The organism is Streptomyces sp. NPDC008092 (genome assembly GCF_042957285.1).
Taxonomy (GTDB): Bacteria; Actinomycetota; Actinomycetes; order Streptomycetales; family Streptomycetaceae; genus Streptomyces.
Genome location: NZ_JBIBHY010000005.1, coordinates 385,712 through 399,934, shown reverse-complemented (window position 1 = coordinate 399,934; position 14,223 = coordinate 385,712). Strand labels below are relative to the sequence as shown.

11 protein-coding genes are annotated in these 14,223 nt (G+C 71.7%); 6 read left to right on the top strand and 5 right to left on the bottom strand.

All coding sequences use genetic code 11. The features are described 5' to 3' along the window. Nucleotides 1-92: 92 nt before the first annotated feature. The 4 genes from ACFZB3_RS18225 to ACFZB3_RS18210 form a co-directional block, all read right to left on the bottom strand. Complete coding sequence (locus tag ACFZB3_RS18225; protein WP_391376642.1) at nt 93-1,013, bottom strand: hypothetical protein; 921 nt, start codon at nt 1,011-1,013, stop codon at nt 93-95. A 366-nt stretch (nt 1,014-1,379) separates the two neighbouring features. Further along, nucleotides 1,380-1,535 (bottom strand): hypothetical protein, encoded by a 156-nt coding sequence (locus ACFZB3_RS18220; protein WP_391376641.1) that lies wholly within the window; start codon nt 1,533-1,535, stop codon nt 1,380-1,382. 219 nt (nt 1,536-1,754) lie between these two features. Continuing rightward, nucleotides 1,755-1,970, bottom strand: a complete 216-nt coding sequence (locus ACFZB3_RS18215) for a hypothetical protein (RefSeq protein ID WP_391376640.1) — start codon at nt 1,968-1,970, stop codon at nt 1,755-1,757. A 215-nt stretch (nt 1,971-2,185) separates the two neighbouring features. After that, complete coding sequence (locus ACFZB3_RS18210) at nt 2,186-5,134, bottom strand: BTAD domain-containing putative transcriptional regulator (RefSeq protein ID WP_391376639.1); 2,949 nt, start codon at nt 5,132-5,134, stop codon at nt 2,186-2,188. A 295-nt stretch (nt 5,135-5,429) separates the two neighbouring features. Here ACFZB3_RS18210 and ACFZB3_RS18205 point away from each other — a divergent pair, with 295 nt between their 5' ends. Further along, nucleotides 5,430-6,665 carry an amidohydrolase family protein gene (locus tag ACFZB3_RS18205; protein ID WP_391376638.1) on the top strand — a complete coding sequence of 412 codons (1,236 nt, stop codon included), beginning with the start codon at nt 5,430-5,432 and terminating at the stop codon, nt 6,663-6,665. A gap of 40 nt (nt 6,666-6,705) precedes the next feature. Here the strand turns inward: ACFZB3_RS18205 and ACFZB3_RS18200 are convergent, their stop codons facing one another. After that, nucleotides 6,706-7,611, bottom strand: coding sequence for a hypothetical protein (locus ACFZB3_RS18200; RefSeq protein WP_391376637.1), 906 nt, complete (start codon nt 7,609-7,611; stop codon nt 6,706-6,708). Nucleotides 7,612-7,904: 293 nt separating this feature from the next. Here ACFZB3_RS18200 and ACFZB3_RS18195 point away from each other — a divergent pair, with 293 nt between their 5' ends. The 5 genes from ACFZB3_RS18195 to ACFZB3_RS18175 all read left to right on the top strand — a co-directional run bounded on the left by ACFZB3_RS18195 (nt 7,905) and on the right by ACFZB3_RS18175 (nt 14,121). After that, nucleotides 7,905-8,810, top strand: a complete 906-nt coding sequence (locus ACFZB3_RS18195) for a TIGR03619 family F420-dependent LLM class oxidoreductase (RefSeq protein ID WP_391376941.1) — start codon at nt 7,905-7,907, stop codon at nt 8,808-8,810. A gap of 8 nt (nt 8,811-8,818) precedes the next feature. After that, on the top strand, nt 8,819-9,589 hold the full coding sequence (locus ACFZB3_RS18190; protein ID WP_391376636.1) for an SDR family oxidoreductase: 771 nt from the start codon (nt 8,819-8,821) through the stop codon (nt 9,587-9,589). Nucleotides 9,590-9,686: 97 nt separating this feature from the next. Further along, nucleotides 9,687-10,805, top strand: a complete 1,119-nt coding sequence (locus ACFZB3_RS18185; protein ID WP_391376635.1) for an LLM class flavin-dependent oxidoreductase — start codon at nt 9,687-9,689, stop codon at nt 10,803-10,805. A 14-nt stretch (nt 10,806-10,819) separates the two neighbouring features. Continuing rightward, nucleotides 10,820-12,637, top strand: coding sequence for an amidohydrolase family protein (locus tag ACFZB3_RS18180; protein WP_391376634.1), 1,818 nt, complete (start codon nt 10,820-10,822; stop codon nt 12,635-12,637). Continuing rightward, nucleotides 12,634-14,121, top strand: a complete 1,488-nt coding sequence (locus tag ACFZB3_RS18175; protein ID WP_391376633.1) for an aldehyde dehydrogenase family protein — start codon at nt 12,634-12,636, stop codon at nt 14,119-14,121. Before ACFZB3_RS18180 ends, ACFZB3_RS18175 begins: the two co-directional genes overlap by 4 nt. Nucleotides 14,122-14,223: the final 102 nt, after the last annotated feature.

Genomic DNA, 14,223 nt, shown 5'->3' with positions numbered 1-14,223 from the left:
CGGTGGGATGCGCGACCTGGGGAAACGTGGGTGGACGGTGCCCGGCCATGGCACAGATCCCCCAATCCCCGCCTTGTGCTTGTGGCTTGGGGCTAGCGGGTGAGGGAGGTCAGGGCCGTGCGGATTTCGGTGATCAGCCAGGCCGGGCGGTTGAAGACGTCCTCCGCCGTGAAGCGGAGCAGGCCGCGGACTTCGGGGCACTGGAGGATCTGGTTGAAGCGGGAGACGTCCCGGCGGTGGGCCTCTCGTGTGCCGTGGTAGGCGTAGCCTTCGATCTCCACAGCCAGCCCCTCGGCCCGGAACAGGAAGTCGAGGTAACGGCGGGAGCCGCCAGGGGGCTGCACCTCCGCCTGCGTCTCGGGGCGGAGGCCGGCGTCGTGCATGTGCAGGCGGGCGACCGTCTCCGCGGGGGAGCCGGAGCCGCGGTCGACGAGGCTCAGCCAGGTCCGGGCCCTGGCCGCCCCGCGGAGCGGAGCTTCGAGGGCGCAGGAGACGGCGGCCGGCGCGGTGAGCGGAGCCCGGCGTTCTGTGCCGACCCGGCGGTAGCCGAGCGCGGATTCGACGGCGACGACGGCGTTGTCCCTGGGGCCGGCGCGGAGGAGGTCGGCGAGGGTGCGCGGCACATCGGTGACCCGCAGCCCCGACCGCTCGACGACCTCGGCCTCGGTGAGAGGGGTGCGATGCACGCGTACGAGGGGGACGCTCTGCCGGAAGGCGAGGTCCGGGTCGGTGAAGTCCAGGGCTGTGCCGGGGTCGAGCGTCTCGATCCGCCAGAGGCAGGCTGCGGAGCGGTGGCTGACGACGAGCTGGGGGCTGAGGAGCTGGGCCGCCCTCAGTTGCATGAACTGATCGACCTTGGTGCCCGGTTCGGCCCAGGCCCCGGCCCGGACACGGCTCCATCCCTCCGCGTCGAGCCGCCGGAAGAGCGATCGACGTGGCCAGCCGGCCGCCAGCGCCCGCGAGGTGAGGAGTACGCCTCCCTCAACGAGCGTCCTCAACTCCGCGCGGTTCACGGGTCCATTGTGAAGCGAGGCGGCGATGGCCTTTCGGGCCTGTGGACAACTCGGCTGCGCTGTTCAGGTGAGTGCGCGCCCTCGGTCACGAACGCGGACCAGGTGGCGGGGCCGAAGATGAAGACGGAGGAACTGTTGTCGGTGCACTTGGAGCGGCGGGCAGAGTCGCTGCCAAGGGCGGACAGCGAGCGGGCTCGCCTGGCGGCCGGCCGATAGTTACTCGATGAGCCGTAGCGCGGAAACCTTGTTTACGTTCCTGGAAGGTCCCGGTGCTGGAACTTCACGCCTCGGCGCCAACCGGGAAATCCTGGGTTCTACGCCGATGGGACCGGTAGGAACCGGTCCCATCGGCCTGTGGTTGTTGAGTCAGCCGGCGTGATTCTCGGCGGGCGTGACCACGGTGGCGTGGCTGTTCTGCGGCGTGACAGTGGCGTGGTTCTCGGCCAGCGCCGGGCTTGCAGCGGCGGCGGTTGCGCCGAGCACGAGGGCGATGGTGGCGACGATCTTCTTGGTACGGGTCACTTCGACTCCTGTAGGGAGGGGAGATCCGAACCCGAGTGACGTTAGTTCAGGTGGGCGTTTGTTCGAGCGGATCGAACGGTTCACGCCACGCATTGACCTGAACCTCTCCTTGAACACGCGTCGGCCGCGACGGCTCCCCCTCGGTGCCGTCGCGGCCGATATCCCCCGCGATCCCCCGTGCCGTGCCGCCCACGGCGGCCGCCCCCCCGTTGTGTGAGGTCAGGCAGTTTCGCCGGAGGCGTGGTTGTCCAGAAGGGTGACCGTGGCCGGCTCGCTCGACGCATGGTTGTCGAGAGTGGTGATCTCGTCGTCCTCGGACGGCGGCACGGTCACCGGTGCGGCCGCCTTCGAGGCGTCGAGGAGGTCTTCCTCGATGAAGGAGGCGTGGTTGTCGAGCGGCTTGATTACGTCGGTGGTCTTCTCGTCCTGCGGCATGATCATCAACTCCGGCAAGTCGTGCTGAAAGCTGGAAGTAGCCCGTCCGACGGCTCCCCCGGGTGCCGTCGGACGGGCGTGCGGGCCGTTCACCCTAAACGGTGTGGCCCCTCCGCGATCCGCCTGCCCCCCGACGCGACGGATCGATGGATGTAAGAGTGCCGACCCGCGATAAACGAACGATGAACGGTGCCGAGCCGCTGCCGGAGCAGGGGCTACGCGGCCTGCGCCGGGGCCAGCAGGGCGCGTACGTCGGTTGCCTCGGCGGAGCCGAGCTGTTCGTAGATGGAGAGGGCCTCGCGCCAGCAGGCGTTCGCACGGTCGGGCTGACCGAGCCTGGCCAGCGCCTTGCCGAGGACCGTGAGCACGGTCCCGCGACGCCACTCGCCGCCGATACCGCGCAGCGCGATCGCCTGCTCCGCGTGCTGCGCCGAGAGGGCGAAGCGCTCCGCCGCGAGATGCACCTCGGCGATCCGGAAGTGCGTGACGCCCTCCCACAGGGGCTGTCGGTTGTCGCGGAACAGGGCCAGTGAGTCGGTGAGCTGGGCGAGCGCTTCGGTCAGGCGCCCGGCCTGGGTGAGAGCGATGCCCAGCGCGTAACGGCCGTTGGCAAGCCGCAGGGTCAGGCCCATACGGTCGTAGATGTCGATGCCCTGCTGGGCGAGTTCGATCGCGCTCGCGGTCCGTCCCATGGCGAGCCGGATCCGCGAGAGGTTGCACAGGGCGCTCGCCTCGCCGACGTCGTTGCCGTCGGCCCGGAAGTTGTCGATGGCCTGCTGCAGGTAGGTCTCGCCGTCGGCGTGCCGGTTCTGATAGATAGCGATGATGCCGCGGTCGTTGGGGGCCCAGCAGTTGGGCAGCGGGTCGTGGGCGTCGTCGGCCAGCTTCATGGCGAGGCGCGCCTCGGTGTCGGCGTCGTCGAAGCGGCCCGCGACCAGATGCACGTTGGTCAGAGTGGTGCGGGCGCGCCCTTCGGCGCGGGTGTCGCCCGCGGCGTGTGCCGCGTCCCGTACGGTCTTCGCGGCGACCTCGTACTCGCGGGCGTTGGCCCCCGACTCGGCGAGGTCCTTGGCGGCCCAGAGGAGGTCGACGGCTCGGCGCAGCCTCTGGCCGACGGCGGACTGCCGGACGCACGCCATGACGCAGTTGGCCTCGTTGTAGAGCCAGTCCTGGGCCGCGCGGGGCGATGTGAAGACGAGGCCGGGGTAAGCGGTCGGCTCCAGATGGTTCACCAGCCGGTCCCCCGGCCGCTCGATCGCGTACACCCCCGCCGCCGTCGCCAGGTAGAAGTCCAGCAGGCGGGACATGGCCGCCTCGCGTTCGCTGGGGGGTTGTTCGTCGCGTTCCGCGCACGCACGCGCGTAGAGCCGTACGAGGTCGTGGAAGCGGTAGCGGCCGGGGGCCGCCGATTCGAGCAGGGACGTGTCGACGAGGGTCTCCAGGAGATCCTCGGTCCTGTCCTGCGGGAGGTTCAGTACGGCTGCCGCGGCCGCCAGTGACATGTCAGGCCCGTCGGCCAGCCCCAGCAGGCGGAACGCGCGGGCCTGGGCCGGTTCCAGCTGGCCGTAGCCGAGTTCGAAGGTGGCCTTCACCGCGAGGTCGCCGGCCTGGAGTTCGTCGAGGCGGCGGCGTTCGTCGGCGAGCTTCGCCGCGAGGACGGAGACCGTCCAGGTGCGGCGGGCCGCGAGCCGGGACGCGGCGATGCGGATGGCGAGGGGGAGGAAGCCGCAGGCAGCCACCACGTCCAGGGCCGCCTCGCGTTCGGCGGCGACCCGCTCCGCTCCGACGATCTTCGTGAAGAGCTGCAGCGCCTCGTCGGGGGACATCACGTCCAGGTCCACCAGGTGCGCCCCGGCCAGGTCCACCATCCGTACCCGGGCGGTGACCAGCGCCGCGCAGCCCTCCGTGCCCGGGAGCAGGGGGCGTACCTGGGCCGCGTCCTTCGCGTTGTCGAGGAGGACCAGGACCCGGCGGCCGTCCAGGACCGAGCGGTACAGGGCCGCCCGGTCGTCCAGCGAGTCGGGGATGGCGGAGTCCGGTGTGCCCAGGGCGCGTAGGAAGGAGCCGAGGACCGTCTCCGGCTCGGCCGCCCGCGGGCCCGCGCCCTGGAGGTCCACGTACAGCTGGCCGTCCGGGAAGACGGACCGGGCCTGGTGGGCGACGTGTACGGCGAGCGTCGTCTTGCCGACGCCCCCGATGCCGGCCAGCGCCGATACGGCCATCACCCGGCCCTCGGCCGACGCGAGCACCTCGCTCAGCTCCGTGACGAAGGCGGATCGGCCCGTGAAGTCGGGGACCGTGGCGGGGAGCTGGGCGGGGCGGACCTGGACGGCGGCGGGTTCCGCCGCCGGGGCCGAGGGCTCCGCGAGAGCCGGGTCGGCCTGGAGGATGCGCTGCTGCAGTTCGCGCAGGCCGGGGCGCGGGTCGACGCCGAGTTCCTCGGCGAGCAGGCGGCGGGTGTCCGCGTACACCGCGAGGGCCTCCGCCTGCCGGCCGCTGCGGTACAGGGCGAGCATGAGGAGTTCGCGGAACCGCTCGCGCAGGGGGTGGGCCGCGGTGAGGGCCGTCAGCTCCGACACCGCCTCGGCGTGGCAGCCCTGTTCCAGGTCCATGTCCAGCCGGGTCTCCAGGAGTTGCAGCCGCAGCTCCTCCAGGCGGACCCGCTGTGTCTCCGCGTACGGCCCCGGCACTCCGGCCAGCGGCTCGCCGTCCCACCGGGCCAGGGCCCGCGCGAGCGCCTCCCGGGCCTGGTGCAGGTCCCCGGCGCTCTTCGCCTTCTCCGCCGCCGCCGCGAGATCCTGTGCCACCGTCAGGTCCAGGGCACCCTCGCCCAGGCCCCGCACCGCGTACCCGCCGGACTCGCTGACCAGGACCCCCGGGTCCAGGACCTTGCGCAGCCGGGACGCGTACGTGCGTACCGCCGCCAGCGCCTGCGACGGCGGCTCGGGGCCCCACAGGGCGTCGATCAGCTCGGCCGCGGTCGCCGTGCGGCCCTCGCGCAGCAACAGGGCGGCGAGCAGGGCGCGTTGCTGCGGGGAGCCGGTGTTGAGGGCTTCCTCGGCACGCCAGGCGCGCACCGGACCGAGCACACTGAAGCGCAACGCCGCCGCCTCCGTCGAGGAGGAGGCGCGCCGCTGCTCCGGCACCCGCGGTCCACCGTCCATGCCCGTCCCCCTAGACATCCCGCTTCACCCCGTCAGTCTGCCTTGTCCGGGCGGGCCGCGTCAGCCGGGGGAGACACCGATCACAGGGCGACACGCGGTGGTCCACACGGTCTTCACACGGCGATGGCCCCTGTCAGCAGGGCGGACGCGTGGCATAACGATTCGCGGTCGGTTCGGCGTCCGCCGTACCGGAGCCGGTGAACGGGTCCGGGAGCGGGCCGCCGTCGCCGTACCGCCTGACGAGCCGTCCATCACATAGCTGACGGTTCGTCAGATCGGCGCTACCGTGAGCGCCATGGACACCCAGGACGGCACCTTTCCGCTGATCATCTCCGTCGACGACCACACCGTGGAGCCGCCGGACGTCTGGCAGTCCCGCCTCCCGAAGAAGTACCTGGACACCGGGCCGCGCATCGTCCGGGCCCCGCTGCGGGAAATGAGCTTCCTCGGCGGCCGTTTCAAGCCCGTCATGGGCAGGCCGGGCGAGGACGGCCCCGTCGGCGACTGGTGGATCTACGAGGACCTGCACCGCCCCCTCACCCGCCTGGACACCGCCGTCGGCTACTCCCGCGACGAGATCAAGCTCGAAGTGATCACGTACGAGCAGATGCGGGCGGGGTCGTACGACGTGCCGCAACGGCTCGCCGACATGGACGTCAACCACGTCCAGTCCGCGCTCTGCTTCCCGACCTTCCCGCGTTTCTGCGGCCAGACCTTCACCGAGGCCAAGGACCGCGAACTCGCCCTGCTCTGCGTGCAGGCCTACAACGACTGGATGGTGGAGGAGTGGTGCGGCCCGCTGGCGCAGGGCCGCCAGATCCCCCTCGCCCTCATCCCGCTCTGGGACGCCGGACTGGCCGCCGCCGAGGTCCGCCGCAACGCGGCCCGCGGGGTCCGCGCCGTCGCCTTCTCCGAGATACCCCCGCACCTCGGGCTGCCCTCCGTCCACACCGACGACTGGGATCCCTTCCTCGCCGCCTGCGACGAGACCGGCACGGTCGTCGCCATGCACATCGGCTCCAGCAGCCGGATGCCCTCCACCTCCGCCGACGCCCCGCCCGCCGTCGGCTCCACCATCACCTTCGCCAACTGCTGCTTCTCGATGGTCGACTGGCTGATGAGCGGCAAGTTCGAGCGCTTCCCGAACCTGAAGGTGATGTACGCGGAGGGCCAGATCGGCTGGATCCCCTACATCCTGGAGCGCGCCGACGTCGTCTGGGAGGAGAACCGCGCCTGGGGCGGTGTCGCCGACAAGGTCACCCGCCCGCCCTCCGAACTCTTCGCCGGGCACGTCTACGGCTGCTTCTTCGACGACGCCTTCGGGCTGAAGAACCTGGACGCGATCGGCGTCGGCAACGTGCTCTACGAGACCGACTACCCGCACTCCGACTCCACCTGGCCGAAGTCGAGGGAGGTCGGCGAGGCCCAGATGGGCCACCTGGCCCCGGACGTGGTGGAGCGGATCGTACGGGGGAACGCGATCGAGCTGCTGGGGCTGACGGCCGACGGGCTGTGGGCGGGACCGGGCTGACCCGGCCCCGCCCGGGCCGGTGCCGCGCCCGGCGTCGGTCTCAGCCGAGGAACACCGACGAGATCCTGTTGTCGAAGTCGATCGACGCCAGGTCGGCGATGTCGCCCTGGACCACCTCGGACTCGCCCTTGCAGTCCTTCTCCGACCAGATCTTCAGGGCGCCGGAGGCCCGGAGGGAGGAGGCGGAGTCGTCGCGGGCGACGTTCTGGCAGCCGGAGCCGGCCAGGCCCTCGGAGGGGTCGCCGAAGTTCTTCTCGTCGGAGAGGACGACGCTGGTCGCGGCGGCCGTACCGGAACCGGAACCGCCGGTGCTGCCGGAACCGCCGGTGCTGCCCGTGCCGGTCCGGTCCTGGGCCCCGGCCTTCCTGCCGTCCGGCGTCACCCCGAACCAAGTGCCGCCCACGCCCTGCCCGTTGGTGTCACCGGGCTTGAGGTCCTTGCTGAAGCGGTAGACCGGCCAGCCGCCGATGGTCACCTGGAGGCTGCCGTCGTCCCGCTTGACCACGCCGACCGCGGACTTGCTGACGCCGTCGATGAAGATCTTGCCGCCCGGGGCGACGACGACCGGCGGCCAGGTGGTCGCGCACGCGTCGTTGCAGTTGGACTTGGACGGGTTCGGGGTGTCCTTGTCGAAGCGGTAGAGGGTGAAGCCCGCACCGTTGACGACGACCGGGTCCAGGTCGCCCGCCCTGGCCGCGCTCAGCTGCACCCACTTCCTGGCGACCGGGGTGGACGCCGGCTTGCCGGCGCCGGTGGCCCAGTCACCCGTCTTCGGGGTGGCGTGGTGCTGCTTCGCGGTGCCGCTGTCGAAGTGCAGGCTCTGCAACGCGGTGCCGACGCCGTCCTTGGCCACGGAGGCGGCCTGGTCGGTGGCGTTGCAGGCGGTCAGCAGCAGGGACGCGGCGGCTGCGGTGGCGGCCAGTGCGGCGATGCGGTTGCGGATCATCTCGGTCTCCCCGTGTCCGGTGCGACCCGGAATCCCCGAGTCGTCACCGGGCAGTACGGGCCGCCGTCGGGGCGCCTTCACCCGGTGACATGCCCGGGACACGACCACGACGGTCCCGGGCCATTCGGTCGGAGACGTGGACATTCCGCACCGGACGAGCACAGCTCCCGGGGCCTTGTCTGACGGTGCGTCAGGTACGACGATGGCTCCGGCAGACCCGATGTGACAGTCCATCAGATCCTGGAGGGTGCGTGTCCAGTCGACTCCAGCCGGACGGGCGGCCGGCCTACGGGATGCAGCTCCCCGTGCAGTCCCAGTCCACCATCTACGCGGAGCCCTGGGAGGCCGCCGCCGGTCCCGCGGACCTGGTGGCGATCGCCCGCGCCGCCGAGCGCGCCGGCTTCGCCTACCTCGCCGTCTGCGACCACGTGGCGATCCCGCACCGGCTGGCCGAGGCCATGAGCACGGTCTGGTACGACCCGGTGGCCACCCTCGCCCACCTCGCCGCCGTGACCGAACGGGTGCGGCTGCTCAGCCATGTCGCCGTCGTGGGCCTGCGCCATCCCCTGCTCTCCGCCAAGCAGTACGCGACCCTCGACCACCTCTCCGGCGGCCGCCTGGTCCTCGGCGTCGGCGCCGGGCACGTGCGGGAGGAGTTCGAGGTGCTGGGGGTGGACTTCGGGCAGCGGGGAGCGGTGCTGGACGAGGCGATCGACGCCTTGCGCGCCGCCCTCGGAGCGGATGAATTCCCCACCCATCACGGCAAGTTCTACGACTTCGAGGGGCTCGGGCAGCGGCCCAGGCCCGCGCAGGAGCGGGTGCCGGTGTGGGTCGGCGGGTCGTCGCCCGCCGCGGTGCGGCGGGCCGCGCTCAAGGGCGACGGCTGGCTGCCGCAGGGCGACCCGAGGGACCGGCTCCCCGCGCAGATCGAGCGGTTGCGGAGGCTGCGCGAGGAGGCCGGCGTCGAGGAACCGATCACCGTCGGCGCGATCACCGAACCGCTGTACGTCGGCACACCGGACTGGGCCGTGGGCCGCCGCACCCTCACCGGTGCCCCCGACGCCCTCGCCGAGTCGCTGCGGGCCTACGGCGAGATGGGCGTGCACCAGATCCAGGTGCGGTTCCGCAGCCGGAGCCGGGCCGAACTCATCGACCAGATCGAGGCGTTCGGGGCCGAGGTCGCGCCCCGGCTCACCTGAGGAGTGGCATGGGCAAGCTGGACGGGCGGGTCGTCATCGTCACCGGGGCGGCGCGCGGACAGGGCGAGCAGGAGGCGCGGCTCTTCAGGGAGGAGGGCGCGCGCGTCGTCGTGGCGGACGTGCTGGACGACCTGGGCGAGGCGCTCGCCAAGGAGATCGGGGCGGCCTACGTCCACCTGGACGTGGGGGTGGAGGAGGAGTGGCGGGCCGCCGTCGCCGCCGCGAAGCAGGCGTACGGCCGCCTCGACGGGCTGGTGAACAACGCGGGCATCCTGCGCTTCAACGCGCTCGTGGACACGCCCCTCGAAGAGTTCATGCAGGTCGTGCAGGTCAACCAGGTCGGCTGTTTCCTGGGCATGAAGACGGTCGCGCCCGAGCTGGACGACGGCGGGACCATCGTCAACACGGCGTCCTACACGGCGCTGACGGGGATGGCCGCGGTGGGCACCTACGCGGCCACCAAGCACGCGGTGCTCGGGCTCACCCGGGTCGCCGCGCTGGAACTCGCCGACCGGCGGATCCGCGTCAACGCGATCTGCCCCGGCGCCATCGACACCGCGATGTCCAACCCGGCGCGCCTCGATCCGACCGCCGACCCGGCGGAGATGAGCCGGGCGTTGGACGAGCTGTACCGCAAGCTCGTGCCGCTGGGCCGGATCGGGCGGGCGGAGGAGGTGGCGAGGCTGGCGCTCTTCCTGACCTCGGACGACTCGTCGTACATCACCGGGCAGCCGTTCGTGATCGACGGGGGGTGGCTGGCGGGGGTCAGTGTCATCTGACGGACCGTCATCTATTGACGTTTCTGACGCAACGTCAGAAAGTCGTAGCACTCATAAGGACCACAGGGACCACCTGAACTTGGGACGGTGAACCGCCTTGGAATTCGGGCTCTTTGTACAGGGATACGTGGGCAAGCGAGCCGAGACCGACCCGCTGGCCGAGCACAAGGCACTGATGGAGGAGACCGAGTACGTCATCCAGGCGGACCAGTCCGGCTTCAAGTACGCCTGGGCCTCGGAGCACCACTTCCTCGACGAGTACTCCCACCTGTCGGCCAACGACGTCTACCTGGGGTATCTCGCGCACGCGACCGAGCGGATCCACCTGGGCTCCGGGATCTTCAACCCCCTCGCCCAGGTCAACCACCCCGTGAAGGTGGCCGAGAAGGTCGCCATGCTCGACCACCTCACCGGCAACCGTTTCGAGTTCGGCAGCGGGCGGGGGGCCGGGTCGCACGAGATCCTCGGGTTCATACCGGGCGTGACCGACATGAACTACACCAAGGAGATCTGGGAAGAGACCATCGCCGAGTTCCCCAAGATGTGGCTCCAGGACGAGTACGTCGGCTTCCAGGGCAAGCACTGGCAGCTGCCGCCGCGCAAGGTGCTGCCCAAGCCGTACGGCAAGTCGCACCCCGCGATGTGGTACGCGGCCGGCTCGCCGCCGTCGTACGCCATGGCGGCGCGCAAGGGGCTGGGGGTGCTCGGGTTCAGCATCCAGAAGGTCTCCGACATGGAGTGGGTGCTCGACCAGTACAAGACCGCGATCGTCGACGCCGAGCCGGTCGGGGACTTCGTCAACGACAACGTCATGGTGACGACCACGGCGATCTGCGCGCCGACGCACGACGAGGCGATCCGGATCGCGGCGTCGGGCGGGCTGCACTACCTGCCGTCCCTGGTGTTCCGGTACCACGACACCTTCCCGCGGCCCGAGGGCTTCCCGGTGTGGCCGGAGACGCTGCCGGAGTACACGCCCGAGTTCGTCGAACTCCTCGTGGAGGAGGAGTTGCTGATCTGCGGGGACCCGGACGAGGTGCTGCGGCAGTGCAAGCGGTGGGAGCAGGCCGGGGCGGACCAGCTGAGCTTCGGGCTGCCGGTGGGGGTGCCGAAGGAGGAGACGCTGCAGACGATCCGGCTGATCGGGGAGCACGTGATTCCGAAGATCGACACGGATCCGGTGCACCGGACGACGCGGTTCCGTCAAGGGGCCTGAGGTCCCGTCGGCGGGTGCGGGTGCGTTGTGGCTGGTCGCGCAGTTCCCCGCGCCCCCGAGCAGGTAGGTCAGCGCATCGCATGTCTGAGGAGGCAAGGCTCGTGCTCGATCACGTCATCAAACGGGCGACGGTTGTCGACGGGACCGGCGCGCCCGCCTTCACCGCCGACGTCGGCATCCGCGACGGCCGGATCGCCGTCATCGGTACCGTCACCGAGGAGTCCCGCACGAGTGAGGACGCCGCCGGACTCGTCCTCGCACCCGGGTTCGTCGACCCGCACACGCACTACGACGCCCAGCTCTTCTGGGACCCTTACGCGACGCCCTCGTTGAACCACGGGGTGACCACGGTCGCGGCAGGCAACTGCGGTTTCACCCTCGCGCCCCTGAACCCGGGACGCCCCGCCGACGCCGACTACACCCGCCGCATGATGTCCAAGGTCGAGGGCATGTCGCTGGTCGCGCTGGAGGAGGGGGCGCCCTGGAGCTGGAGCTCGTTCGGGGAGTACCTGGACGCGCTCGAAGGGCGGATCGCCGTCAACGCCGGTTTCATGGTGGGGCACTGTGCGCTGCGCCGGTACGTGATGGGGGCGGACGCGGTCGGCGGGCAGCCGAGTGCGGAGCAACTGGCCGCGATCGTAGGGCTGTTGCACGAGGCGATGGACGCCGGGGCGTGGGGGTTCTCCACCACCCAGTCCAGCACCCACTCCGACGGGGACGGGCAGCCGGTCGCCTCGCGGCACGCGCTCCCGGCCGAGCTGCTGGCCCTGTCGAAGGCCGTCGGGGAGCACGAGGGGACGCAGATCGAGGCGATCGTCGCCGGGTGCCTCGACCAGTTCAGCGACGCCGAGATCGAGCTGTTCGCCGAGATGAGCGCGGTGGCCGGGCGGCCCCTGAACTGGAACGTGCTGACGGTCGACGCCGCCGTGCCGGAGCGGGTGCCGCGGCAGCTCCAGGCCAGTGAACGGGCCCGGAAGGCGGGCGGCCGGGTGGTCGCGCTGACCATGCCGATCCTCACGCCGATGAACATGTCGCTCGGCACCTTCTGCGCGCTGAACCTCATCCCCGGATGGGGGCCGATCCTCGGGCTGCCGGTCCCGGAGCGGATCGAGAAGCTGCGCGACGCGGACGTACGGGCCGAGATGATGGAGCGCGCGAACAGCAAGGAGGCCGGGGTCTTCCGGCGGCTCGCCGACTTCGGGCGGTACGTCGTCGGGGACACGTACAGCGAGGCGAACGCCGGGCTGTCGGGCCGGGTGGTACGTGACATAGCACTGGAGCGCGGCCAGGACCCCTTCCACACCCTGGTGGAGATCTGCGCCGCCGACGACCTCCGTACCGTCCTGTGGCCCATGCCCACCGACAACGACCCCGCCTCCTGGGCGCTGCGCGCGGAGACCTGGCAGCACGAGGACGTCATGCTCGGCGGGTCGGACGCCGGGGCGCACCTGGACCGGATGTGCGGGGCGCCGTACACCACCCGGTTCATCGGCGACTGCCTGCGCGGCCGCAGGCTGCTCGGGCTCGAGCAGGCCGTGAAGATGCTGACCGACGATCCCGCCCGGCTCTTCGGGCTGCGGGAGCGGGGGCGGATCGCGGAGGGCTGGCATGCGGACCTCGTGCTCTTCGACCCGGAGCGGATCGCGGCCGGCCAGGCCACCCTGGTGCACGACCTGCCGGGAGACAGCCCGCGCCTGGACTCGAAGGCGATCGGGGTACGGGCGGTGTGGGTCAACGGCGTCGAGGCCATCCGGGACGACGTGGTGAGCGGGGCCGTACCGGGGAAGGTGCTGCGGTCCGGGCGGGACACCAGGACGGTGAGCACCCGGTGAGCGAGGCGGGCGAGGCGGGCGAGGTCGGCCAGGAGGCCGACGGGCAGCGGCTGTTCGTCGGGGGCCGGTGGGTGGCGCCCGACGACGGGTACTACGAGGTCGTCGACCCGGCGACGGAGGAGACCGTGGGCCGGGCGCCGGAGGCCTCCAGGGAACAGGTGCTGGCCGCCTGCGCGGCCGCCCGGGAGGCGTTCGACGGCTGGTCGCGGACGCCGGCGGCGGAGCGGGCGGCGGTGCTCGGCCGGGCCGCCGACCTCATCCGCGGGCGGCTGGGCGGGTACGCGGACCTCGCCCGCGCCGAGACGGGCGCGACCACCGCCACCGCCCGCGCGATGCAGGTGGGCGTGGCGGTGGCCCGGTTCCGGCGGTACGCGACCGTCGAGCCGGCCGAGTGGGCGATCCCGCCGCAGATCAACGAGGCCGGGCCGATGGGCAGGGCGGGCGTGATGGGCGCGCTCGCCGTGCGCCAGCCGGTCGGGGTGGTCAGCTGCATCACCTCGTACAACAACCCGTGGGCCAACCCGGCGGGCAAGGTCGCGCCGGCCCTGGCGATGGGCAACACGGTGGTGGTGAAACCGGCCCCGCAGGACCCGCTCTCCGTCTACCGGATGGCGGAGGCGCTGGCGGCGGCGGGCGCCCCGCCGGGTGTGGTGAACGTCGTCTCGGGGCGGGACGTCGGGGTCGGCGAGGCCGTCGTGGCCTCCCCGGACGTCGACATGGTGAGCTTCACCGGCTCCACGGCCGTCGGGCAGCGCATCGCCGAGGTGTGCGGGCGGGACATGAAACGCCAGTTGATGGAGCTGGGCGGCAAGGGCGCGGCGGTCGTCTTCGACGACGCGGACGTCGGTTCGGCGGTGGCCGGGATCGGCACCACCTTCTCCTTCTACAGCGGGCAGATCTGCACGGCGCCCACCCGGGTGCTGGTGCAGCGCGGGCTGTACGACCGGCTGGTGGCCGGACTGGCCGCGTACGCGGGGCGGTTGAAGGTGGGCGACCCGGCCGCGCCGGACACGGTGGTCGGGCCGCTGATCACCGCCGAGCACCGGGCGCGCGTCGAGTCGTACGTCGAACTCGGCCGGAAGGAGGGCGCGACGGTGCTGGCCGGCGGCGAACGCCCAGCGCCGGAGCGGGGGTTCTACGTGGCTCCCACCGTCCTCGCCGACTGCACGAACGACATGCGGGTGGCCCGCGAGGAGATCTTCGGGCCGGTCGTCTCCGTCGTCCCCTTCGACGACGAGGAGGAGGGCGTCGCGCTCGCCAACGACTCCGACTACGGCCTCATCGACTACGTCTGGTCGGGGGACGTGGCCCGGGCCTTCCGGGTGGCGCGGCGGCTGCGGGCGGGCGGGGTCGGGATCAACACCGTGGGGCGGAACATGGAGGCGCCGTTCGGCGGCTTCAAGAAGAGCGGGGTCGGCCGGGACGTGGGCTCCTACGCCCTGCACGCCTACAGCGAGGTGCAGGCGATCGTCTGGCCGGGGTGACGGTATGTCAAAAGGTGCGCGGAGGCTGCCCGTTGGGGCCGTAAGGGGTGTTACGGGAGGGCAAAGAAGGGGAAAGCCCCTTCGCTCGCGGGGGACCGGTCC